Source organism: Proteiniphilum sp. UBA5384, assembly GCF_002410825.1.
Taxonomy (GTDB): Bacteria; Bacteroidota; Bacteroidia; order Bacteroidales; family Dysgonomonadaceae; genus Proteiniphilum.
The window spans coordinates 40,335-66,258 of sequence record NZ_DHOS01000006.1; the positions used below are offsets into that span (position 1 = coordinate 40,335).

A 25,924-nucleotide genomic window follows, 5' to 3' on the forward strand; every position below is an offset into this window, starting at 1 on the left:
ACATGGCTGGATTAGAAGTACATATAGGCAATTTAAAACTGAAGAACCCGGTGATGACCGCTTCCGGGACTTTTGGTTACGGAACCGAATATGCCGATTTTATTGATCTGGAACGCCTCGGCGGTATTTTTGTAAAGGGCACCACCCTTACCCCCAGGCAGGGGAATGATTACCCCAGGATGGCTGAGACACCCTCAGGCATGCTCAACGCGGTTGGGCTTCAGAACAAAGGAGTAGATTATTTCGTGGAACATCTCTATCCGGTGATAAGAAATTACGATACCTACATGATCGTAAACGTATCGGGTTCAACCATAGAAGATTACGTGGCATGTGCTGAAAAATTGGCCGATCTGGACAAGATGCCCGCTATAGAGTTGAATATCTCTTGTCCCAACGTAAAAGAGGGAGGGATGGCATTCGGTACTTCCTGCCAATCGGCGGCACAGGTGACACGGGAAGTCCGTAAAGTATTTCCCAAAACATTGATAGTGAAATTGTCGCCTAATGTAACCGATATCTCTGAAATTGCCCGTAGCGTAGAAGCAGAAGGTGCAGATGCTGTGTCGCTGGTCAATACATTCCTCGGGATGGCTATTGATGTGGAAACCAGAAAACCGAAACTCTCCACTATCACGGGGGGACTTTCAGGTCCATGTATAAAGCCGATTGCCCTGCGGATGGTATGGGAGGTTTTCCATGCGGTAAAGATACCTATTATCGGAATGGGAGGAATCTGTAACTGGAAGGATGCTATTGAGTTCATACTCGCTGGTGCTACGGCAATTCAAGTGGGTACTTACAATTTTATCGATCCCGCGGCATCTGTTAAAATAGTGGAAGGCATCAATAGTTATCTGGATCGTAACCATATTACTTCGGTAAATGATTTGATCGGGAAAATGATTGTTTAATAAGAGAGTATTATTTTAATTATTGATTTTATTATAGCCTTAAACCTGTCATAATGATATTTTAATCTGGTTTTTGTTTGACAAAATGAATAAAAATAGTATCTTTGTGTACTCAAAATTGAAATTCTTTTACAAGAAATATGTCAAAACTGCAAATACCCGTGGATTATACTCCGCTTCTAAATCTGAAACAAACAGAACTGGGAATTAAGAGTATCAAAGATTTTTTTCAGGCTAATCTCTCCTCCGAATTGCGCCTCCGCCGTGTTACCGCTCCTCTTTTTGTGGAGAGCGGGACAGGCATAAACGATGACCTGAATGGTGTGGAACGTCCGGTAAGGTTTCCCATCAAAGACATGGACGATCGGAATGCGGAGATAGTGCATTCGCTGGCAAAATGGAAACGGTTGACATTGGCTGATTATGAGATAGAGGAAGGTTTTGGCATTTATACTGATATGAATGCTATCCGGGCTGATGAGGAACTGGATAACCTTCATTCACTTTATGTGGATCAATGGGATTGGGAACTGGTAATTGGTGAAAAAGACCGTACGATTGAATTCCTGAAGCAGGTTGTAAGAAGGATTTATGCGGCGATGCTTCGTACTGAATACCTTGTTTATGAATTATTCCCCGTTATAAAACCACAACTCCCCGGCGAAATATTTTTCATTCATTCAGAAGAATTGTTGCAAAAGTATCCCGGTCTGGATGCCAAGCAGCGGGAAGATACCATTACCCGGGCGCACGGCGCCGTCTTCGTGTTTGGGATAGGAGCTACGTTATCGAATGGCGAACCCCATGATGGACGAGCTCCTGACTATGATGATTGGAGTACACCAAATGCGGACGGTTTTTTGGGGTTAAACGGCGATTTGTTGGTTTGGAATCCGGTATTGGAAAAGTCGGTAGAACTGTCTTCGATGGGTATCCGGGTAGACCCTGCGGCGTTGAAACGGCAATTGGGTTTATGCGGCAAACAGGATCGTTTGTCCCTCTATTTCCATCAACGTTTGATAGATGGGGAATTACCCCTTTCTATCGGCGGAGGGATTGGCCAATCCAGACTGTGTATGTACTATCTCCGCAAAGCACATATCGGGGAAATACAGGCCAGCCTCTGGCCACGTGAAATGAAGGATGAAGCTAGGAAGCAAGGAGTATTTCTGATCTGATTACCTTTGCGAAGAATAACCATCATAGATATAGTTATGGATGTAAGAATTGAGGAAAGTTGGAAGAACCATCTACTGCAGGAGTTTGAGAAACCTTATTTCGGAAAATTGACCGATTTCGTACGGCATGAATATGCTACCAAGACAATTTATCCTCCGGCAAAACTAATTTTCAATGCATTTGACAGTTGCCCTTTTGATAAAGTGAAAGTGGTGATAGTAGGGCAGGATCCTTATCATGAACCGGGCCAGGCGCATGGTCTCTGCTTTTCGGTAAATGAAGGCATACAAATACCTCCTTCACTGATAAATATTTACAAGGAAATTGAAGACGATCTGGGAATAACCGAACCCCGTTCAGGAAATCTCACGCGCTGGGCAGAACAGGGAGTACTTCTACTCAATGCCACACTCACGGTACAGGCCCATCGTGCCGGCTCCCACCAGGGAAAGGGATGGGAGGAATTCACCGATGCCGTAATCAAACACCTCTCCGAAGAGTGCGAGCATCTGGTTTTTATGTTGTGGGGTGCATATGCCCAGCGGAAAGGAGAGACCATTGATACGAATAGGCATCTTACTCTAAAATCACCACATCCTTCGCCATTGTCGGCGCATAGGGGATTCTTTGGTAATAAGCATTTTAGTAAAACAAACGATTATCTGGCCGCCCATAATATAGCGCCCATTAACTGGTGATTATCCCACACTCCCTTCTAAGCTGATCTGAAGTAATTTCTGTGCCTCTACGGCAAATTCCATAGGGAGTTTGTTCACTACCTCTTTCACATATCCGTTCACGATCAGTCCGACGGCTTCTTCTTCTCCCAATCCCCGTTGGTTACAATAGAAAATCTGATCTTCACTGATTTTGGAAGTGGTAGCCTCATGCTCGAGTACTGCCGACGGGTTTTGGATATCTGTATAGGGGAAAGTATGTGCCCCGCAGTGGTCGGTCAACAGCAGGCTATCGCATTGGGAATGGTTACGGGCATTTTCCGCTTTCTGTGTCACCTTTACCAATCCCCTGTAGCTGTTTTGGCTGCTTCCTGCTGAGATACCTTTGGAGACAATACGGCTCCGGGTATTCTTTCCTATATGGATCATTTTGGTACCCGTATCGGCTTGTTGGTAATTATTGGTAACCGCCACCGAATAAAATTCCCCTACTGAATAATCACCCGCCAGCACGCAGGATGGGTATTTCCAGGTGATCGCTGAACCGGTTTCCACCTGTGTCCATGAGATCTTTGAGTGGACACCTTTACAGAGCCCCCGCTTGGTGACAAAATTATATACACCACCTTTTCCGTTTTTATCTCCCGGATACCAATTCTGCACTGTAGAATATTTCACTTCGGCATGATCGAGGGCGACGATCTCAACGATAGCCGCATGGAGCTGGTTTTCGTCACGCATGGGAGCGGTACATCCCTCGAGGTAACTCACATAGGCATTGTTATCGGCTACGATAAGTGTCCGCTCAAACTGGCCGGTATTGGCAGTGTTGATACGGAAATAGGTGGAAAGTTCCATCGGGCAGCGTACTCCTTCCGGAATATAGACGAACGAACCGTCACTGAATACCGCTGAATTCAATGCGGCGAAATAGTTATCTTTGTAAGGAACGACCGAGCCCAGGTATTTCCTCACCAGATCCGGGTGGTGCCTTACCGCTTCACTGAATGAACAAAATATAATTCCTTTCTCGGCCAATACCTCCTTGAATGTGGTTTTAATGGATACACTGTCCATTACGGCATCGACCGCCACACCGGTAAGTTGTTTCTGTTCTTCGAGGGGAATTCCCAAACGTTCGAACGTCTTCAGCAATTCAGGATCTACCTCATCCAGGTTTTTCGGTGTTTTCTTTTTTGTAGGATCAGCATAATAAATAATATCCTGATAATCGATTTCAGGGATCTCCAGGTGCGGCCAGTCCGGCATTTTCATTGTCAGCCAATGGCGATAAGCCTTCAACCGGAATTCAAGCAACCACCCGGGTTCTTCCTTTTTCGCTGAAATCAACCGTATAACATCTTCGTTCAGCCCTTTTTCAATCACTTCTGTCTCTACATCGGTGGTGAAGCCGAATTTGTAATCCTGAGTTGTTAACTCATTTAATATTTGATCTTGATCTAACTCTTGCATAACTTATTAAAATCATTTCAGGATGGAAGTTACCTTCCAGCCTTTACTAACAACCAAGCGGTTGCTTTTGTTGTACAAAGATAGTGTTTTTCGGTATTTTTGCCTTATTTCTGATTATTACTTCCCTTTTTTTATAAAAAACTGAACAATTGTTCCTTTCAAAATGTTAAATAAACGTACATATTGATTAATTTCGATGATTCAACGATCTCGACAAATCTTGGGATTAGTAGTGATTATTCATTAGTCTGTAAATCGATCAGTCGTCATTAATTCTAAAAAATTATCTTATGAAGAGAATAACACTTTTTTCAATCATCTTTGCTACAGCTGTCGGCGTAATGGCACAATCCAATTATAAAGTAGATCCGGCACATGCTTCGGTAAATTTTAAAGTAAAGCATAACGGTATAACGTTTGTACAGGGCCGTTTCGACAAATTCGACGGTGCCATCATTGGCAGCCCCTACCAATTGGAATCGACAAGGGTCTTTTTTAATGTGAACGTGGAAAGTATCAATACCGGTGTGCCCATGCGGGATAATCATCTGCGGAGTTCAGATTTCTTTGAAGTAGAAAAATTTCCTACCATGTCGTTCGAAAGTACGGCTATTGAAAAGGTAGATGATCACAAATATAAACTTCACGGCAAGTTACAAATCAAAGATGTTACTAAAGATGTTACATTTGACGTAATGTATGGAGGATTGGTGAAGGGAGAAAACGGAGTGGAGGTTATCGGATTCACTGCTAAAAATAAGATCAACCGGCTGGATTACAACATTGCTTTTGACCCCGATGGAGCGGGAATTGGGAAGGATATTTTTATTACCCTTTTTCTTGAATTCAAAAATAATTAATTCTTTTTTGGTTATGATGCAAAGAAGGTCTGTCGATAGAATGTCGGCAGACCTTTTTTTATCACATATGTTTTTTATTGTTCCTTAAAAAACCTGGTCACAATACCGTCCGGCAATAATATATCCGACAACTCTGAATAGGGTACAGAGACATCAATTACGCCCATGGCATAAGGGGCAATTTCATATTGGTTATAGGAATAATGGATATTTTCCTTATCAAGCCAGAAATTATTGTTAGGGACAATATCCTCGAGGTTGAAGAAACCTCTCAGAAGGAGAGAATCGGGAGCTGAGGCTTCATAAGCTTTCATCAAACGGGCAATAATTCTTTCCGTAAGGGGTTTAAAGTAACCGGGAATGAATAAATCTTCTTCCGAAAGAGTGACAAGATTATTCAGGTCGATATTGGTGTATGTGATACGGTAGGAGCCATGGGCACCTCCCTCATAATCGCTGTATTCTACGGCGTAACTGAGCAGTGAATCATTCCGAAAGAGTATCTTGTTGCTGTTATTCATAAAGTACCAGTACCACGACGGCATTTTTTCTCCTCCTATGCGTGCCTTGTCTTCGTAAAAACTATTCGATAGCGACTGGTAGCGCTCGGTATATTCATTCAGGTATCGGTCTAGTGCTTCTTGGGGAGTAAAAGTATCATAATCGCTGTTGGCAAAAAATGTTCCATTGAATATCTGTTGCAGGCGGGCCAGACTTTCGTTATCCCTGAACTTCACTGGATAAGTAAAAGAGACTTTTACGTCGGCATAAGGGAGGGTGGTATCATTCTCCTGTAAAAGTGGAATGTGGTGCGCCACCACGATACTGTCAAAATCAATCTTGGATGATCTTGCTCCCCCTCTTCTATCGTTGCACGCTACCAGCATGATCCCCGCCAAGAGGACAAGGATTGAAAATTTAGTTTTGATTTGCATACTGTTTTGATTATTGTATTGATTTTTAATATTTTATAATATTACCACATCATCACATTGGCCTATTAGTCTTATTGAATAATCTGTTTGATTGCACCTAATTCGGGATAAAAATACACTTTTACCGGTTGTTTTGTGTTATCTAACGTCTTCCTTACCAATACATCCCGGGTTCCATATTGTACCACATCTACCTCATGATTCTGTAGTTCTTTATTTTTGAATTCAACCGTCAAATTGGCTTTTCCGGGTATATTATACACAATCCCTTCCTTGAATTTGTTTTCCAACCGTTGCAGATCACGGTCGGAAAGTTGGTTTTCCACTTGCTGTGTTTTATTGACCAATGAGAAGTAAACGGGTTCTCCGGCCAGGTTATCGGCATCTACTACGCCAAGCTTTTCGGAGAAGCGCGCAATCACTTTGCGTTCTATATTTCCTTGGTCGGGAACAATGGTATAGGTGCGGGTAAAATATTCTGTCTCTTCACTACCGGCGAATAACCCCGTCAATGCTTTTTCCTGCAGGTTGATCTCTTCCATCACCATTTTATAGGCATTTCCGTCGGGAGGCATGTTATCCGCTTCTCCGGACAGGATATCCGACCTGTTGCTTCTTAAACCAAATATCTGTCGGGCTACCAGTTCTGCCTGACGGGCAGTAGAGCCGGCCATCAATGCTTCTTGCGACAAGTAACTGCGCGGATTGACAGATGATGATTTTCCCTGAGGAACATCCATCTTCTGCAATACCTGTAATTCAGGATCGGCATTAATGGCAACGATTACTCCATCCTCTCTCAGGGAGACGAAAAGTTCTACCGAACGGGTACGGAATTCTACCATAAAAGAGTTCTCTTTATCGGCTACTCCTTTATTGATTATAGATACATCTTCCAGCGAATAAAGTACATTGTCCTGTGTGACCGGATTTTCAATTCCAAGATAACGCTGGGCATAGGGATAGAAATCTCCTTTACGGTAAGTAGTTTTCTTTACCAGAAAGATTACTTCAAATGATGTTTTGGGCAATGAATAAGTAACGCCGTAATTATTGGCTTTTACCGCATTCACACGAGTAGTTCTCTGGGCAAACGTGGTCGGCACGACCGTTATTAAAAGTAACAGGATCAGATATTTTGCTTTTATCATATTTCAGTTGTTATTCAAATTTACGTTGTAAACTTAGATGTTTGCCATGCTCGGCATAATTAAAACTTGTTTTACTTCTGCGTTTGCTTATCCCAGATATTCAGTTGCACTGCGTCCGAAGCACGAATTAGTGGGCCGATTGGAATTGCTCCAGAAAACGCACGTCGTTTTCTGAGAACATCCTTAAATCTTTCACCTGGTACTTGAGGTTGGTGATCCGTTCAATCCCCATCCCAAGCGCATAACCTGAATAGGTCTTGCTGTCAATGCCGCAATTTTCCAATACATTAGGATCTACCATTCCACATCCCAATATCTCCACCCATCCGGTATGTTTACAGAATGGGCATCCTTTTCCCCCACAAATATTACAAGAGATATCCATCTCTGCACTGGGTTCAGTGAAAGGAAAATAAGAAGGGCGCAGACGTATCCTGGTTTTTTCACCAAACATCTCCCTTGCAAAGAAAAGCAATGCTTGTTTCAGGTCGGCAAAAGATACATCCTTGTCGATATACAACGCCTCTACCTGATGAAAGAAACAATGGGCACGGTAAGAGATTGCCTCATTCCTGTAGACACGCCCCGGACAGATAATACGGATGGGAGGTGCTGTTTTTTCCATCACCCTTGTCTGAACCGAAGAGGTGTGCGTACGCAATACGATCTGGGGATCGCTCTGGATAAAAAAAGTATCCTGCATATCGCGTGCCGGATGATCGTCCGCAAAATTGAGTGATGAAAACACATGCCAGTCATCTTCTACTTCCGGTCCTTCGGCAATAGAAAATCCAAGCCGTTTGAAAATATCGCATATCTCTTCTTTTACAATCGAGAGAGGGTGGCGTGTACCCAACGGTATGGGATAGGATGTACGCGACAAGTCGACATCGCCATATCCGGTACTACTGTCCTCGAATTGTTTTTTCAACGATTCAATTTTCTCGGTTGCTTTTTGTTTCAACTCGTTCAGACGCATACCCACCTCCCGTTTCTGCTCCGGTGCTATAGTGCGGAAATCATCCATTAGGGAGGATATAGTTCCTTTTTTACCCAAGTATTTTATACGTGCCGCTTCTACCTCTTCCGGAGCAGAAACTATCAGCTGCTCTATTTCGGAAAGGAGAATCTTTATCTTGTCTATCATTTTATTGAATCTTATATTCCTATAAACAGTACAAAAATAGGTATTTTATTGCTATTTATCCCTGTTTTCGACTAAAGATTTAACAGAAACGGATGTGGATTAAGGTTAAATTTGTACTTTTGTTTCGACAAAGCGTTTTCAAAAGATGATCGAAACGGTACGTAAGTTCATTGAAAAGGAAAAATTGTTCACACCCAATGCCTCGGTTATAGTGGGGTTGAGTGGGGGATTGGATTCGATGGCATTGCTTGATGTGCTGGTGCTTCTGGGGTATCGATGCATAGCCGCCCATTGTAATTTCCATTTGCGTGGCAACGAGTCGGACAGGGATGCCACATTTGCCAGGAAGTGGTGCAAGAAAATCAATGTCCCTTTTATTTCCGTCGACTTCGATACAACCCGATATGCTGCAAACAGAAAGATTTCTATTGAGATGGCGGCACGTGAATTGCGTTATGACTGGTTTGAAACCGTACGTCGACAGTATGATGCTGAAACGGTGGCTGTTGCACACCATAAGGACGATTCGGTAGAGACTGTTTTGCTAAACCTTATTCGGGGTACCGGTATCAGAGGGTTGACAGGTATCATGTCAAGAAACAAGGATGTGGCGCGTCCGCTATTGTGTGTAACACGTGCCGAAATTGAAGCCTATATCACAGAAAAGGAAATACCGTACGTGTATGACAGTACGAATAGTGATGATGTGTACTTGCGGAATGCTCTCAGATTGCATGTCATTCCCCAACTTGAAAAATTAAATCCCTCCGCCAAAGAAGCCATTTACCGTACTTCCCTAAATCTTTCCGAAGCAGAAAAGATATACAGGATATCTGTAGCAGAAGCAATAAAGGAAGTGTTCAAAGACGACAAAATCGATATTCTGAAGCTCTGTAAAACCCCATCACCGCAATCTGTACTGTTCGAGATACTTTCCCCTCTGGGTTTCAGTGCATCGGTGGTGGAAGATGCATATAATGCAATGGTGGCCTCTTCCGGAAAAGTTTTCGTTTCCAAATCACACCAGCTCATAAAAGATCGTGATTATTTCATCCTCGACCAGATATGCGCCGCACAGCAAGAGACAGAAATAATTTATATAGACCGGGAGACGAAAGAAATTACGGAACCCATCCACCTGATAATCCGAAAGGAAGAGATGCCTGTCGAAATCAAAAAAAACAACCGCTGGTTATATGCTGATGCGGACAAATTGGAATTTCCCTTGAAATTGAGAAGATGGCAGGAGGGAGATTGGTTTATACCTTTCGGCATGAAAGGGAAAAAAAAGTTGAGCGACTATTTTACCGACCGGAAGTATAATCTGAAGGAAAAAAAAGAGGCCTGGTTATTGCTTTCGGGGGATGGAATTGTGTGGATAGTCGGAGAGCGTACCGATGACCGTTTTAAAGTGACAGAAAAAAGTAAAAGAATTCTCATTGTTGAGATAATCGATAATGGAATATAAGTGAAAAATATTTTAAAATTGATGCAACTTTTTCCTCTTTTCTGCATCTATATAGTATAGACATAAAAACCAAGAACCAAGACTTTTAAACTTCTTGGATTCTTAAATTTTTAAATACTCAACCAAATTAATAATATATAGTCAATATGAAGAATGATGTAGATGTAATTAAGGATGTGCTGATTGTGGGAATTTTCGTGGGGTTTGCCTATTATGTATCTCGGCGTTATAGTCAAAAAAAGCAGAGAGAGAGAGAGTTACGGGAAACACTCCACTTTCAGTTATTTTAAATCTTTCCCATTGACATCTGAATAAAATTTTATTCCGGCAGTCTCTCATGCCGGATTTTTTGTACCTTTGCAGGTCGAAAAACAATTTTTATGCTTACACTCAGAACTATCAATGAAAATCCGGAGGAGGTTATACACCGCTTGTCGAAAAAGAATTTCGATGGCAGTGGAATCATCCGTCAGATTATCGAACTGGATAATATACGCCGTAAGACCCAAACTGATCTTGATGCTCTTTTGGGCGAGATTAAAACTATATCCCGGTCCATTGGCCAGTTAATGAAAGATGGCAATAAGGAGGAAGCGGCAACGGTCCAGGAAAAGGTGCGATTGCTAAAAGAGACATCCGGGCAATTGAGCACTACCCTTAAAGTTACTGAACAAGAGATTGAGGGCCTATTGGTCACTATTCCAAATTTACCGCATGAGTCCGTGCCGCCGGGAAGGACCGCCGAAGACAATCTGATTGAGCGAAGCGGAGGTGAAATTCCATTGTTGGGCGATGATGCCCTTCCGCATTGGGAGTTGGCGAAAAAATATGACCTTATCGATTTTGAATTGGGTGTAAAGATTACGGGAGCCGGATTTCCGGTCTATAAAGGAAAGGGCGCACGGTTACAACGTGCGCTCATCAACTTTTTCCTGGACAGTGCTCGCGATGCCGGATTCACCGAGGTACAACCGCCCTATATGGTTAACAGTGATTCAGGATTTGGTACGGGACAGTTGCCTGATAAAGAAGGACAAATGTATCATGTGGGGTTGGACGATCTTTACCTGATCCCTACCGCGGAAGTACCGGTTACCAATATTTACCGCGATGTGATTCTTGATGAGAAGGAGTTACCGGTAAAGAATACAGCCTATTCGGCCTGTTTCCGCCGTGAAGCAGGATCTTACGGCAAGGATGTGCGCGGCCTGAACCGCCTGCACCAGTTTGATAAAGTAGAAATCGTTTGTATCGATAAACCCGGGAACTCTTATGAACGTCTCGACGAAATGGTACGATATGTACAAACGCTGGTGGAAAAACTGGAACTTCCGTGGCGTATCCTTCGCCTTTGTGGTGGGGACCTGAGTTTTACTTCGGCATTGACATTCGACTTCGAAGTCTTTTCCACTGCCCAGAAACGATGGTTAGAGGTCAGCTCGGTCTCCAATTTCGAAAGTTATCAGGCCAACCGGTTGAAATGCCGCTACAGGAACGTAGACCGCAAAACAGAACTATGCCATACACTCAACGGCAGTGCACTTGCTTTACCGCGTATCCTGGCAGCATTGCTGGAGAATAACCAGACAGCTGAAGGAATCAGGATTCCCCTTGTCTTGGTTCCTTATTGTGGTTTCGACCTAATCGATTAATTCGGAAGATATTGAGCCAATCTTCAAAAAAGAACAGCATTTATTTTTTATTTTAAAGGATTGTTGTATCTTTGCACACCAAAATTGAGAATATTCAAACAGTAGGATCGGAAAAGTCTGTACGACGTCAGAAACAAGAGGTTATTGATGACTGCCGGCTTCAGGATCCGGAAAAAATAAAAACCAGTATGAAGAAAGAGATTCATCCCGACAATTACCGTCCGGTAGTTTTCAAAGATATGTCGAATGAAGAAATTTTCATTTCGCGATCTACTATTAATGCCAAAGAGACTATTGAAGTTGATGGCGTTACCTACCCATTGGTGAAACTTGAAATTACCAGTTCTTCCCATCCATTCTATACCGGGAAACAGAAACTGGTAGATACGGCAGGACGGGTTGACAAATTTATGAGCCGTTACGGTAACCGTAATAAGAAAAAATAATCCTGTATTCTACAGGTTTAAAAAGTGTGATAAATAGCGGCGGTCCGGTAAGGATCGTCGCTATTTGTCATTACCAAGAATAGATTTTGCATAAAAATGTGTATTTTTGCCTTATGAAACGAAGCGTTACCATATTATCAATAAAAATAAACCTTTTGACTTTCATTCGGCAGAAAAGAATATTAGTCCCTTTATCCATTCTATTACTGTCGTTACCGGTATCAGCGCAGATACAACTGAGTGACAATGCAAAGATCAGCCTGTTGACTGCTTCTCCATGGTCCGGAGCGGTATACGCCCTGTTTGGCCATACGGCAATCTACGTGCATGATGATTCAACCGGTGTGAATGCCGTTTTTAATTATGGTTTTTTCGATTCTTCACAACCCTATTTCATCTATAATTTTGTACGGGGTAAAACAGATTATATACTTGGGGTTGAGACAATGGCTGATTTTCTTCATGAGTACGGATACAGGGGACAACAAGTGACAGAACAGGAGCTGAACCTTTTGCCGGAAGAAAAACAACAATTATTTGAATCGCTGTTTACCAACGCACTACCGCAAAACAGGGAATACCGTTACAACTATTTCTACGATAATTGCACAACCCGTCCCCGCGATCTGGTTGAAGAATTCACACATGGATCCATTCAATATCCACCGACAAAACCCGGCCAGTCATATCGTGATTTGGTGCATGAATGTGTGGAGAGTTATCCATGGATTCAATTCGGAATAGACCTGCTGATAGGAAGTCCTGCCGACAGTATCATCGGTGTAAGGGAAAAAATGTATATCCCCGCTTATCTGATGGACTCTTTTGATGGGGCGGTCATCCAAAGGAATGACACCTTGAGCGATCCTTTGGTAAAACATACCAAAGTTTTGTTACATGTCAATAACGAAATCAATAAAAAGAATCATCCTACACCCTTCACCCCATTGATAGTAGGCATTGCTCTATTCCTCCTGACAATAATAGTCAGTCTGCTGCAAAGAATCAAATTAAATAAGACGAAACTATCCAGGCTCTATGATACTATCCTGTTTGGAGTGGCAGGGCTGGCAGGAATAGTATTGTTGGTGCTGATGTACTTCTCAGAGCATCCCGCCACTAATCCCAACTGGAATTTTGCATGGTTAAATCCGGTAATGCTGGTGGCCGCTTTATGCTTTTGGATGAAATCAGCAAATAAAGCGGTTTTTTACTATCATTTTATTAACTTTGCGCTCTTAACGCTTTTCCTCCTGTCATGGTGGTTTATTCCCCAGCAGTTACCGCTGGCCACAATCCCACTTTCAGCGAGTTTGTGGCTCAGGTCGGGCGCAAATATCTATATGTTTAGAAAAGGACGTTTAAAAAATAGGCAGTTCACCACGAGCAGGTATATGAAAGCAGGGTGGGGAGGTCTGTAGATCGGTAAAAGTCAGATAGAAACACATGGTAAAATTATTATCTTCGCTGGTTGCTTTTTTTTCAATCACCACGCTCTTCGCGCAAACGCCTTCGGGAGAAATACCGAAATTGGTGGTGGGTATTACCATTGACCAGTTCCGTGGTGATTATCTTGAGATGTTCAGGCATAAATTCGGAGCCAGAGGGTTCAACCGGTTGTTGAACGAGGGACTGGTATACAGTAATATATATTACGACTTTCCCAACCTGAATAAAGCATCTGCCATCACCACCATCTATACCGGAGCTAACCCGTCCTTTCACGGTATTATGGCTGAAAACAGGTATTTGGTAGAGTCGAACCGTGAAATATCCTCTTTTTTCGACGATAATTATCTGGGAAATTTTACTACCGAAAAGCTTTCTCCGCTTCCTATCAAGGTATCCACTATTGCCGATGAGCTGAAAATCGCTTCGGGAGGGCAATCCGATATTTTTGCCTTTGCTCCCGATGCTTCACAGGCATTTGCCTCCGGTGGACATGGTGCCAGCGGTGCATTCTGGATAGAGGATGAGAATGGAAAATGGGCGACGTCCACTTTTTACAAGGCAAAGCAACCGGTTGTGGACCAGCATAACCGCGGCGGACAATCACTTACTTATACCATCAACAGCCTCACATGGCGTCCGGCCATTGACGTAAACCGGTATGATGCTTTTCCCTATACCCGTAACCGCTATAATTTTCAGCACTATTTTGCCACTGATAAGAAAAACAGTATCCATCTGTTCAAGCAATCTCCTTATGTGAATAAGGAGGTAAACGACATGGCGATCAGGATGCTTGAATCAGGATCATTGGGGAAACGGATGAACCCCGACTTTCTTGCGCTTACCTTTTATGCGGGAAATTTTGAAAAAGCACTCGATAAAAACTACTCGGTAGAGATACAGGATACTTATTACCGTCTCGACCAGGAATTGGAAAGGTTACTCGATGCTATCGATGCTGCGGTGGGACTTAAAAATGCGTTGATTTTCGTGGCTTCCACCGGTTATTTCTATGAACAGGAGATTATCCCCGAAGGGATGGTTACCTCCGGTGGCGATTTTTACCCCGACAGGACCCAGGCGTTACTCAATATGTATTTAATGGCGCTTTATGGTAGGGAGCAGTGGATAAAAAAATATTATAATGAGCAATTCTTCTTCGACAGGAAATTGCTTGAAGACAAAAAGATCGATTTAAGGGAATTTCAACAAAAAGCAGCTGAATTCCTGGTGCTTTCGTCCGGTATCCAAGATGTAGTCACTTCCTATCAAATGCTGCATGGGGCCTATAACCAGGATGTGCAGTATTACAGGAATGGTTATTATAAAGGAATGTCGGGAGACCTGTTCCTTCGCTTGCAACCCGGTTGGAGGGTAGTAGACCCTCAATCGGACCAATACGAAAAAGTACGGAATAATGCTGTGGTGGCACCGGTAATCTTCTTCGGTACTAATATAAAGCCACAGAAGATCGAGAGAACCATTGAAGCCACAGAAATAGCTCCCAGCGTTGCATACCGATTGCGTATCCGGGCACCTAATGCAGCCCAAAGCAAAATACTGAGAGAATTATTTCGATAAGCGAGGACAGAGACAAAACAAGTTTTGACCATGTCGAGCGAAGGAATAATATGACGGAGTTGAACTTTTTCGATAAGTAATGAACAGAGATCAAACTCGTTTGAGCTATGCCGTTGCGAGAAAAAGTCTTACGAAGTTGAACTTTTTCGATAAGCGATAAGAAAAATTCAAGAATATACACAAAATGGATTGTAAAAAATATACCTACTATGGGATGGAATAATTTTATATCAAAGATAGTCGGCAATAAGGCACAACGCGACCTGAACGAAATAAATCCGGCCGTGAAAAGAGTCAAGGCAGCCTATGCCGAAATAGAGAAGCTCTCTCATGATGAATTACGTAACAAGACGAAGGAGCTGGAAGCTCGCATTCAGGAATATGTAGCGGCAGAGAAGGCACAAATAGCAGAACTCAAAGCCGGCATAGAGGCAATTGACATGGACAAACGAGAAACAGTCTGGTCCCAAGTCGATAAGCTGGAGAAAGATGTAATTGATAAATATGAGAAAGTGCTGGACGAAGTGTTGCCGGAAGCATTCTCCATTATGAAGGATACGGCACGTCGTTTCACAGAGGACCGGGAGATTGTAGTGACTGCTACTGATTTCGACAAGGATTTGGCGGCCACCCACGACTTTGTCCGTATTGAAGGAGACAAGGCAATTTACCAGAACCACTGGATCGCCGGAGGGAACGAGATTACCTGGGACATGGTGCATTATGATGTACAGCTTTTTGGTGGAGTTGTATTGCACCGTGGAAAAATTGCCGAAATGGCGACAGGAGAAGGTAAAACATTGGTAGCAACCCTTCCTGTTTTCCTGAATGCACTCACTCATGAGGGGGTACATGTAGTGACAGTGAATGATTACCTGGCGAAGCGTGACTCGGAATGGATGGGCCCCATGTATATGTTCCATGGCTTGTCGGTTGATTGTATCGATAAGCATGAACCCAATTCTGATGCCCGCCGTAAAGCATATGAATCGGATATTACTTTCGGTACCAATAACGAGTTCGGGTTCGATTACCTGCGTGATAATATGGCTGTCTCACCGAAAGACCTGGTACAACGCAAGCATAACTATGCCATTGTGGATGAGGTGGACTCGGTATTGATTGACGATGCCCGTACCCCGCTGATTATCTCAGGTCCGGTACCCAAAGGTGACGACCAGCTATACGACCAGTTCCGTCCAAGGGTGGAAATGATCGTTAAGGCACAACGGGAATTGACGACCCATCTACTTGCCGAAGCGAAGGCAAAGATGGCCTCTTCCGATCCTAAGGAGCAGGAGGAAGGTGCACTGTTGCTTTTCCGTTCTTATAAAGGGATGCCAAAATATAAACCACTTATCAAGTTCCTCAGTGAACAGGGGGTAAGGGCTGCCATGTTGAAGGTGGAGGCATTCTACATGCAAGAGCAGATGCGAAACATGCATATTGTAACCGATCCTCTGTATTTCGTCATTGATGAAAAGCAAAACAGTATCGAACTGACGGACAAGGGAATTGATCTGCTGACAGGGAAGTCGGACGACCCTCTATTCTTTGTCCTTCCCGATATCGGTGCCGAGATGTCGGAACTCGAAAGTGCTTCACTTTCTGACGAAGAAAGGGCCGCAAAAAAAGACGAATTGATGCAGAACTATGCCGTGAAATCGGAACGTGTGCATACCGTCAACCAGTTGCTGAAAGCATATACGTTGTTCGAAAAAGATGATGAGTATGTGGTGATCGACAATAAGGTGAAAATTGTGGATGAACAGACCGGCCGTGTGATGGAAGGGCGCCGCTATTCCGACGGTCTCCATCAGGCAATCGAAGCAAAGGAACGCGTAAAAGTGGAAGCGGCCACCCAGACATTTGCCACGATCACCCTGCAGAACTTCTTCAGGATGTATAGCAAGCTGGCCGGGATGACCGGTACGGCTGAGACTGAGGCGGGCGAGTTCTGGGATATTTATAAACTGGATGTGGTGGTAATACCTACCAACAGGCCTATTATCCGGGATGACCAGAACGACCGTATCTATAAGACCAAACGAGAGAAATATACGGCTGTGATCGAAGAGGTGGTAAAACTTACAGATCAAGGGCGACCCGTCCTGGTGGGTACCACTTCCGTGGAAATTTCGGAATTGCTGAGTCGTATGCTTACCCTTCGTAAACTCAAACATAACGTATTGAACGCCAAATTACACCAACGTGAGGCTGAGATCGTTGCCAATGCCGGACAGAAAGGGATGGTCACTATTGCCACCAATATGGCCGGTCGTGGTACCGACATCAAGCTTACTCCTGAAGTGAGGGAAGCTGGAGGGCTGGCTATCATCGGTACAGAGCGGCATGAGTCGCGCCGTGTAGACCGCCAGTTGAGAGGGCGTGCCGGACGTCAGGGAGATCCGGGATCGAGTGTATTCTTCGTTTCGTTGGAAGACGACTTGATGCGTCTCTTCGCCACCGAGAGGATTGCCGGACTGATGGACCGGATGGGATTTAAAGAGGGAGATGTATTAGAGCACAATATGTTGAGTAAATCAGTAGAACGTGCTCAGAAGAAGGTAGAAGAGAACAACTTCGGTATCCGTAAACGTCTGCTTGAATACGACGATGTGATGAACGCACAGCGTGAAGTAATCTACAAACGCCGTCGTCATGCCTTGATGGGCGAACGGATCGATAACGACGTGGCCAACATGATTACGGAGACTTCGAAGAATATTGTGGAAGTCAATGAAGACAATTACGAAGGCATGAAATTCGACCTGCTTCGTGTCATGGCACTCGATATCCCTTTCAAAGAAGAAGAAATGAAACGGATGAAGCTGAATGATCAGTTGGAAGCGGTTACTACACAGTCCTTTGAAACATTCAAGCGTAAATCGGATAGGCTGGCCGAAATTGCCCAACCGGTGATTAAGCAAGTCTATGAGAACCAAGGAGCCATGTATGAAAATATCCTGATTCCCATTACGGATGGAAAGAGGGTATATAATATCTCGTGTAATCTGAAAGAAGCATATGAAAGTGGCTCTAAGGCATTGGTAAAAGCATTTGAAAAATCAATCCTGCTGCATACCATCGATGAAGACTGGAAAGAGCATCTCCGGGAGATGGATGAATTGCGCCAATCTGTGCAGAATGCAAGCTATGAACAGAAGGACCCGTTATTGATCTATAAACTAGAGTCGTTTGAGCTCTTCAGGACCATGGTTAATAATATCAATTCAAAATCGGTATCTATACTGATGAGAGGCCAGATACCGGTACAGGATCCGGCAAGCGTTCGCAGGGCTGCCCCCGAACAAAAGACCGATTACAGCAAATACCGCACCCAGAAAGAGGAGTCGGACGGGATACCTGCAGGTGGAGGCGATAACAGTCCGCAACAGAGACAATCCCAGAAATTAGAGCCTATCCGTGTGGAGAAAAAGGTGGGAAGAAATGATCCCTGTCCTTGTGGGAGTGGAAAAAAATATAAAAATTGTCATGGTGCTTAAACCGTTATAAAAGATTAAAACAGGAAGCTTAATAAACTTCCTGTTTTTTTTGTTAAATCCGGAAAAAAGCAGTACCTTAGTCTGTCCAAATATTGGAAAATTGAAAATACTTACTAAGCTGTTTATAAGCTGCATAGAAATATTAGTTGAAGAGAAAAATCACTTTGTAATATGATTGATCAGGAAGACAGAATCATCAAGATTAATATCGAAGATGAAATGAAGTCGTCGTACATCGACTATTCGATGTCGGTAATTGTTTCGCGGGCCTTACCCGATGTACGTGATGGTTTCAAACCGGTACACCGACGCATCCTTTACGGTATGTCGGAATTGGGCAATACGGCCGATAAGCCCCATAAGAAATCGGCGAGAATCGTCGGAGAGGTATTGGGTAAATACCATCCTCATGGCGATTCTTCGGTGTATAATGCCATGGTGCGCCTCGCGCAGCATTGGAGTATGCGCTACACGCTGGTAGACGGTCAGGGAAATATGGGTAGTGTCGATGGAGACAGTCCCGCCGCCATGAGGTATACCGAAGCGCGTTTGAACAGATTGGCTGAGGAAATGCTCAGGGATATCGATAAAGAAACGGTCGATTTTCAATTGAACTTCGATGATACCTTGCAGGAGCCTTCGGTACTGCCCACCCGTATCCCCAACCTGCTTATCAACGGCTCATCGGGAATCGCAGTGGGTATGGCTACCAATATTGCCCCCCACAACCTTACAGAATGTATCAACGGCATCATTGCCTATATCGATGACAAAGATATTGATACCCAGGGACTGATGCATTATATCAAAGCACCCGATTTCCCTACAGGAGGTTATATCTACGGTTATAAAGGAGTGGAAGAAGCTTTTGAGACGGGCAGGGGACGTATTGTGATGCGTGGAAAAGCAGAAATTGAAAGCGGTAAGACCCACGATAAAATTATTATTTCGGAAATACCTTATCTGGTCAACAAAGCCGATCTGATCAAGCATATCGCTGATCTGGTGTCGGAGAAGAGGATTGATGGCATATCCAATGTCAATGATGAATCGGACAGGGAGGGGATGCGTATCGTGGTAGATATCAAAAGAGATGGCAACGCCAATGTCGTTCTCAACAAACTATATAAGCTTACCGCCTTGCAGTCGTCGTTCAGCGTGAATAATATCGCGTTGGTGAAAGGACGTCCGGAGTTGCTCTCACTCAAAAGGATGATAGAACTCTTTGTGGAACACCGTATCGATGTGGTGACCCGTCGTACCAGATACGAGTTACGGAAAGCCGAGGAACGGGCACATATCCTTGAAGGATTAATTATTGCTTCCGATAATATCGACGAAGTGATAGCTATTATCCGTAGTTCATCCACCCCTCAGGAAGCCATACAGCGACTGATGGAACGGTTCTCACTCAGCGAAATCCAGTCCCGTGCCATCGTTGAAATGCGATTAAGGCAACTGACCGGTCTTGAACAGGATAAACTGCATGCTGAATACGAGGAAATCCAGAAGCTGATTGCTTATCTTAATGAAATACTGGTCAATGAGGAACTTAGGATGAATGTAATCAAGGATGAGTTGATCGAGGTCCGGAATAAATATGGCGACGAACGCCGTTCGGAAATCATTTTCTCTTCAGAAGAGATGAATCCCGAGGATTTCTATGCCAATGACGATATGGTAATCACCATTTCCCATATGGGTTATATTAAACGTACACCTCTGGCCGATTTCCATACCCAAAACCGGGGTGGAGTAGGGGTGAGGGGAACCGATACCCGGGAAGAGGATTTTGTGGAGCATATCTATCCTGCCACTACCCACAATTATATGCTTTTCTTTACCCAGAAGGGAAAATGTTATTGGCTGAGGGTATTTGAAATTCCCGAAGGAACCAGGAACTCGAAAGGACGTGCCATTCAAAACTTACTGAATATTGATTCGGATGACGCAGTAAATGCCTTTGTGCGGGTAGAAACACTGCAGGATAAAGAGTATATCAACTCCCATAACCTCCTCTTCTGTACCCAACAGGGAGTCGTGAAGAAAACACCGCTCGAAGCGTATTCAAGACCAAGGCAAAACGGGGTGAATGCTATCACTATAAGGGAGGACGACCGGGTAATCGGAGTGCGACTTACCGACGGTAACCAACATGTAATCCTTGCCAACCGCAATGGACGTGCAATCCGATTTGCAGAAACAGACGTCCGACCAATGGGACGTACTGCCACAGGGGTGAGGGGAATGACACTCGATGAAGATGGACAGGATTGTGTAATAGGCATGATATGCATGAAACCCGATTCGGAAGATACCATCCTGGTAGTGTCTGAACAGGGCTTCGGAAAGAGGACAAAACTAAACGATGACGACGGTGAACCGATATACCGGATTACCCGTAGAGGCGGTAAAGGAGTAAAGACGCTCAACGTAACCGAAAAGACCGGTAAACTCGTCGCTATCAAAAGTGTAACAGATGACAATGATTTAATGATAATTAACAAGTCAGGCGTTACAATTCGTGTGAAAATTTCCGACCTTCGTATTATGGGACGGGCTACACAAGGCGTTCGTCTGATCAATCTGGAAAAAAGGAATGATCAAATTGCCTCTGTATGCAAAGTAAATGCGCAGGAAGACGAAATAGAAAATATTGATGAAGCAGAAGAAACTGATGAGGAATAATTGGTTGTAATGGGTATCATACACCATAAAAATTATTATTTAATTAAACTTTTTGAATTGATTTAGTCAATAAATACGCAGGACACTAATTAGAAGAGAATATACAAATTAGTTTAATCACAAAAATATGACAAAATGAAAAGAATCCTATTCCTTACTATGATTGCCATTTTCTCCACGGGAAGCATCCTCGCACAGAAATCGGCTCTTAGAGATGCTAAAAGGGCATTGGGACGTGACGATTTGAATGAAGCGCGCACTCTGATCAAACAAGCATCCACCAATGCGGAGACTGCTAACGATCCCGAAACCTGGAAGGTGATGGGGGATATTGGCAATAAAGCTTTCGATAATGAAAGAACTAAAACGATGCTGAACCAGAACGCCAATGAGAAAGTGATGTATGATGGATTGCTGGAGTCTTACAATCCTTATTTGAAAGCCGATTCACTGGGAGAATTACCGGATGACAAAGGGAAAGTAAAGAACAAATTCCGCAAAGATATTGCCGGTGTCCTGCGGGCCAATCATCCGTTCTATATCAATGGTGGAGTTTTTTACAATGAACAGAACAATTACAAGAAAGCTGCCGATTTCTTTGAAACTTACTGGAATATACCCTCTCTACCGATGTTTGAAGGTCAGAAAGATGCATTCGTGATTGACAGTACCTTTCAGACTATCAAGTATTATGCTATTATTACTGCCATCCAGGCTGAACAGCATGATAGGGCGGTAGCATTGCTGAACCGTGCTGCTAAAGAACCATTTATCGACAACAGCGCTTATAAGGAAAGTGATATCTATGAATTATTGGCAAGCGAATACCTCAATCTGGGTGATTCTGTCAAATTTTTAGAAGCTCTCAATCTCGGTGCGGATAAATTTCCTAACAGCAAGTATTTTATTCCCAATCTGATTAACGTGTTTATTCGTAATGGAGAGTCAGACAAGGCAATGGAGTATCTCGACCAGGCGATTGCCAATGACCCTTCCAATGCTTGCGACCTGAATAGTGTGAAAGGAGCGCTCTTGGCAGAAAAAGAAGATTATACCGGAGCTGAAGCGGAATACAAGAAAGCTCTTGCTCAAGATCCCAATTGCGAAAGGGCATTGGAAAACCTTGCAAGAAATTACATCATCCAGGCTCAGAATATAAAAGAAACAACCGCCACCTTGACCAATAGGCAACAACAGGTTGAGAACGACAAAAAAACAGTGGAACTGTATCAGCAATCACTTCCTTATCTGGAAAAACTGGAACAGGCGCTGAAAAGCAGAAGTGCTTCCCAGGAAGAAATCAATAGCGTTCTTTTGCTGCTTAGGAACGCATACTATAACTTGAGTGTATTGGGCGTCGATAAATCAGAAGAATTGAAAGTAATAGAAAGTCAACTGAACCTTGAATAAATTCAGATAGCAATCGATAATGATGAAAGGAAGGAAATCCATTGGCGTTTTCCTTCCTTTTTTCAGTAAAAGAATAAAGGACGAGAAAAAATAGACAATTTAATTAAACATAATAGTAATTATAGGAAAAACTATCTGCGATCTCAGAGAGGTTAGCAAGATTGGTATATTCCATATTCTATTATATTATTGGCATATTTTTATTACTTTTGTACTCAATAATCCAGATAAATTTAAATTAATGACTGATAATCAGCGATATATCCGGCGTGGAGTGTCAGCCTCCAAAGAAGATGTGCATAATGCCATCAAGTCGGTAGATAAAGGTATATTTCCGAAGGCTTTTTGCAAGATTGTCCCCGATTATTTAGGAAACGATCCGGAATACTGCAATATCATGCATGCCGACGGAGCCGGCACCAAGTCATCCCTCGCCTATATTTATTGGCGTGAAACCGGAGATATTTCCGTATGGAAAGGCATTGCACAGGACGCGTTGATTATGAATATAGATGATCTCCTTTGCGTGGGTGCCACTGATAATATTCTTCTTTCTTCCACCATCGGCAGGAACAAGAATCTGATCCCGGGAGAAGTGATATCAGCTATCATCAGTGGAACCAATGAGTTGTGCGAAGAACTTTCAGAGCTTGGCGTGCATATTTATCCTACGGGCGGCGAAACAGCCGATGTGGGCGATCTGGTTCGTACAATTATTGTAGATAGTACGGTCACCTGCCGCATGAAGCGTGCTGATATTATCGATAATGCCTGTATTCAGGCCGGAGATGTAATCGTGGGACTTTCGTCAACAGGACAGGCAACCTACGAGAAAGAATACAATGGTGGTATGGGAAGTAACGGTCTTACTTCGGCACGCCACGACGTATTTGCCAATTATCTGGCACAAAAGTATCCCGAAAGCTATGATGCTGCTATCCCTTCCGACCTGATTTATTCCGGCCGGATGAAACTGACCGATGAAATTGATAATTTGGGTATTGATGCCGGAAAACTGGTACTCTCCCCCACCCGAACTTATGCTCCGATTATATCGCTTATAATCAGTGAATTGAATTGGGAAATTCATGGAATAGTACATTGCTCAGGCGGTGCCCAGACCAAGATACTCCATTTTCTGGGCAATAAACTTAAAGTGGTAAAAAATAACCTATTCCCTATCCCACCTCTCTTCAATCTGATACAAAAACAATCCGGCACGACATGGAACGAGATGTATAAAGTATTCAATATGGGGCATCGCATGGAAATTTACTTGCCTTCCGCATATGCGCAACGAGTAATCGATATAGCCCGTTCATTCAACGTGGATGCCCGGATCGTGGGGCATGTTGAGAAATCGGATGTCCGGGAGTTAGTGATCGAAAGTGAATTCGGACAATTCCGTTACATATAAACAGTTTGTATGCCAGAAAACTCATTACTCGATAAATTATCACATTTAGTGACCCGCTTCGAAGAAGTGGCCATATTGATCACTGCCCCGGAAGTGATTTCGGATATGGATCGTTATGTAAAACTGAATAAAGAATATAGTGATCTCCAGAAGATTGTGGAAGTGCGCAATGAATATAAAACTGCACTGGACAGCGTAACTGAAGCAAAAAATATCCTGGCCAATGAGTCGGATACTGATCTAAAACAGCTTGCCAATGAAGAACTGGCCATCAATTCTGAAAAACTTCCCCAATTGGAAGAGAAAATCAAACTGTTGCTCATTCCCGCCGATCCTGAAGATGCCAAGAACGTGGTGATGGAAATACGTGGGGGGACCGGTGGTGACGAAGCAGCTATTTTTGCGGGAGACCTCTATAAGATGTATGCCAAATATTGCGAGAGCAAAGGCTGGACTACTGAATTGGTTAGCTTTACCGAAGGAACGTCCGGTGGTTATAAAGAAATTATTTTTACCGTGAGCGGAAGCGATGTCTACGGCACGTTGAAGTATGAATCGGGAGTACATCGCGTACAACGGGTACCGCAAACAGAGACTCAGGGCCGCGTACATACATCGGCTGCTACAGTAGCCGTATTGCCGGAAGCAGAAGAGTTTGATGTGGAACTGAATCCCGCTGACATCGATTTTCATACCGCCCGTTCGAGCGGTGCCGGCGGACAGAATGTGAATAAGGTGGAAACGAAGGTGCAGCTTACCCACAGACCGTCGGGTATCGTGGTTGTCTGCCAGCAGGCGCGTTCTCAACTTAAAAATAGGGAGATCGCCATGCAAATGTTACGTACCAAACTTTACGATATCGAATTATCCAAGCGACAGGGAGATATTGCCTCACGGCGCAAGACAATGGTATCCACGGGTGACCGCTCCGCCAAGATACGTACTTACAACTATCCGCAGGGGCGTATCACCGATCATCGTATCAATTATACTATTTATAATCTCTCCGCATTTATGGAGGGCGATATACAGGGAGTAATCGACCAGTTGATGGTGAGCGAAAATGCTGAAAGGATGAAAGAGGCTGAGATGTGAAATGAAATGAAGAAATATATGACTAAACAGCAATTATTTGAACAAATAAAAAAGAAGCAATCCTTCCTCTGCGTGGGACTGGATACGGATATAAATAAAATCCCCGAACATCTGCTGGAGACGGAAGATCCGGTTTATGAATTCAATAAAGCCATCATCAATGCTACTGCACCCTACTGCGTAGCCTATAAGCCTAACCTCGCTTTTTATGAAAGTGAAGGAGTAAAAGGATGGATGTCCTTCGAAAAAACTGTGGCCTACATACAACAACGCTTTCCTGAACAATTTATCATAGCCGATGCCAAACGGGGAGATATAGGCAACACCAGCGAGATGTATGCACGCACCTTTTTTGATGAAATGAAAGTCAATGCTGTGACCGTTGCTCCCTATATGGGTGAAGATAGTGTGAAGCCTTTCCTGGTCTATCCCGAACGGTGGGTGATACTGCTTGCGCTCACCAGTAATAAGGGATCGCACGATTTTCAGTTGACCGAAGACCGTAATGGTGAGCGATTGTTCGAGAAAGTATTGCGTGTGTCGCAGCAATGGGCCTCTGATGGACAAATGATGTACGTGGTAGGTGCTACCCGGGGTAAACTGTTTGAGGATGTGCGGAAGATCGTACCCGACCATTTTCTGCTGGTTCCCGGTGTGGGTGCACAGGGAGGCTCACTGGAAGAGGTATGCCGTTACGGAATGAATAAAAGTTGTGGCCTGCTGGTGAATTCCTCACGGGGAATTATCTACGCCGATAGCAGCGAGGATTTTGCCTATACGGCGGAACAGGAAGCCCGGAAGCTGCAGCAGGAGATGCGGGAGATGCTGGAAATGTATCTTTAATGATGTGCTGATCCCGATAAATCGGAACAG

19 protein-coding genes are annotated in these 25,924 nt (G+C 43.7%); 15 read left to right on the plus strand and 4 right to left on the minus strand.

Annotated elements, in window-relative coordinates; translation table 11 throughout:
* Nucleotides 1–2 precede the first annotated feature (2 nt).
* The 3 genes from B4G81_RS02620 to ung all read left to right on the plus strand — a co-directional run bounded on the left by B4G81_RS02620 (nt 3) and on the right by ung (nt 2,791).
* The gene (locus B4G81_RS02620; protein ID WP_294079772.1) at nt 3–914 is read left to right on the plus strand and encodes a dihydroorotate dehydrogenase; all 912 of its coding nucleotides are present in this window, start codon (nt 3–5) and stop codon (nt 912–914) included.
* Between the two features lie 140 nt (nt 915–1,054).
* Nucleotides 1,055–2,092 (plus strand): aspartate--ammonia ligase, encoded by a 1,038-nt coding sequence (gene asnA / locus B4G81_RS02625; protein WP_294079773.1) that lies wholly within the window; start codon nt 1,055–1,057, stop codon nt 2,090–2,092.
* A gap of 36 nt (nt 2,093–2,128) precedes the next feature.
* Entirely contained in the window at nt 2,129–2,791 is a 663-nt protein-coding gene (gene ung / locus B4G81_RS02630) for a uracil-DNA glycosylase (RefSeq protein ID WP_294079774.1), read from the plus strand.
* On the opposite strand, the gene sufB is transcribed toward ung, so the two are convergent.
* A complete protein-coding gene (gene sufB / locus B4G81_RS02635) occupies nt 2,792–4,243 on the minus strand; it encodes a Fe-S cluster assembly protein SufB (RefSeq protein WP_294079776.1) in 1,452 nt (483 codons plus the stop codon).
* 290 nt (nt 4,244–4,533) lie between these two features.
* On the opposite strand from sufB, the gene B4G81_RS02640 reads away from it, so the two are divergent.
* Entirely contained in the window at nt 4,534–5,103 is a 570-nt protein-coding gene (locus tag B4G81_RS02640; RefSeq protein ID WP_294079777.1) for a YceI family protein, read from the plus strand.
* 74 nt (nt 5,104–5,177) lie between these two features.
* Here B4G81_RS02640 and B4G81_RS02645 read toward each other — a convergent pair whose 3' ends face one another.
* The 3 genes from B4G81_RS02645 to pheS form a co-directional block, all read right to left on the minus strand.
* Nucleotides 5,178–6,038: a DUF3298 and DUF4163 domain-containing protein gene (locus tag B4G81_RS02645; protein WP_294079778.1), complete on the minus strand. Its 861-nt coding sequence runs from the start codon at nt 6,036–6,038 to the stop codon at nt 5,178–5,180.
* A gap of 71 nt (nt 6,039–6,109) precedes the next feature.
* Nucleotides 6,110–7,189, minus strand: a complete 1,080-nt coding sequence (locus B4G81_RS02650) for a DUF4831 family protein (RefSeq protein ID WP_294079779.1) — start codon at nt 7,187–7,189, stop codon at nt 6,110–6,112.
* Nucleotides 7,190–7,316: 127 nt separating this feature from the next.
* A complete protein-coding gene (gene pheS, locus B4G81_RS02655; protein WP_294079780.1) occupies nt 7,317–8,336 on the minus strand; it encodes a phenylalanine--tRNA ligase subunit alpha in 1,020 nt (339 codons plus the stop codon).
* A 145-nt stretch (nt 8,337–8,481) separates the two neighbouring features.
* On the opposite strand from pheS, the gene tilS reads away from it, so the two are divergent.
* The 11 genes from tilS (at nt 8,482) to pyrF (ending at nt 25,894) form a co-directional block, all read left to right on the plus strand.
* Entirely contained in the window at nt 8,482–9,804 is a 1,323-nt protein-coding gene (tilS, locus tag B4G81_RS02660; protein ID WP_294079781.1) for a tRNA lysidine(34) synthetase TilS, read from the plus strand.
* Nucleotides 9,805–10,184: 380 nt separating this feature from the next.
* Nucleotides 10,185–11,456 (plus strand): serine--tRNA ligase, encoded by a 1,272-nt coding sequence (gene serS / locus B4G81_RS02665; protein ID WP_294079782.1) that lies wholly within the window; start codon nt 10,185–10,187, stop codon nt 11,454–11,456.
* Between the two features lie 188 nt (nt 11,457–11,644).
* Nucleotides 11,645–11,902, plus strand: coding sequence for a type B 50S ribosomal protein L31 (locus B4G81_RS02670; RefSeq protein ID WP_294079783.1), 258 nt, complete (start codon nt 11,645–11,647; stop codon nt 11,900–11,902).
* A 113-nt stretch (nt 11,903–12,015) separates the two neighbouring features.
* The gene (locus B4G81_RS02675) at nt 12,016–13,323 is read left to right on the plus strand and encodes a DUF4105 domain-containing protein (RefSeq protein WP_294079785.1); all 1,308 of its coding nucleotides are present in this window, start codon (nt 12,016–12,018) and stop codon (nt 13,321–13,323) included.
* A 25-nt stretch (nt 13,324–13,348) separates the two neighbouring features.
* A complete protein-coding gene (locus B4G81_RS02680) occupies nt 13,349–14,935 on the plus strand; it encodes an alkaline phosphatase family protein (protein WP_294079786.1) in 1,587 nt (528 codons plus the stop codon).
* A gap of 209 nt (nt 14,936–15,144) precedes the next feature.
* Nucleotides 15,145–18,441 (plus strand): preprotein translocase subunit SecA, encoded by a 3,297-nt coding sequence (gene secA / locus B4G81_RS02685; RefSeq protein ID WP_294079787.1) that lies wholly within the window; start codon nt 15,145–15,147, stop codon nt 18,439–18,441.
* A gap of 171 nt (nt 18,442–18,612) precedes the next feature.
* The gene (gyrA, locus tag B4G81_RS02690; protein ID WP_294079789.1) at nt 18,613–21,129 is read left to right on the plus strand and encodes a DNA gyrase subunit A; all 2,517 of its coding nucleotides are present in this window, start codon (nt 18,613–18,615) and stop codon (nt 21,127–21,129) included.
* A gap of 135 nt (nt 21,130–21,264) precedes the next feature.
* The gene (locus B4G81_RS02695; RefSeq protein WP_294079791.1) at nt 21,265–22,539 is read left to right on the plus strand and encodes a tetratricopeptide repeat protein; all 1,275 of its coding nucleotides are present in this window, start codon (nt 21,265–21,267) and stop codon (nt 22,537–22,539) included.
* Between the two features lie 241 nt (nt 22,540–22,780).
* A complete protein-coding gene (locus B4G81_RS02700) occupies nt 22,781–23,956 on the plus strand; it encodes an AIR synthase related protein (RefSeq protein WP_294079792.1) in 1,176 nt (391 codons plus the stop codon).
* 9 nt (nt 23,957–23,965) lie between these two features.
* Nucleotides 23,966–25,051, plus strand: a complete 1,086-nt coding sequence (gene prfA, locus B4G81_RS02705) for a peptide chain release factor 1 (protein ID WP_294079793.1) — start codon at nt 23,966–23,968, stop codon at nt 25,049–25,051.
* Between the two features lie 18 nt (nt 25,052–25,069).
* Nucleotides 25,070–25,894 carry an orotidine-5'-phosphate decarboxylase gene (pyrF, locus tag B4G81_RS02710; RefSeq protein ID WP_294079860.1) on the plus strand — a complete coding sequence of 275 codons (825 nt, stop codon included), beginning with the start codon at nt 25,070–25,072 and terminating at the stop codon, nt 25,892–25,894.
* Nucleotides 25,895–25,924: the final 30 nt, after the last annotated feature.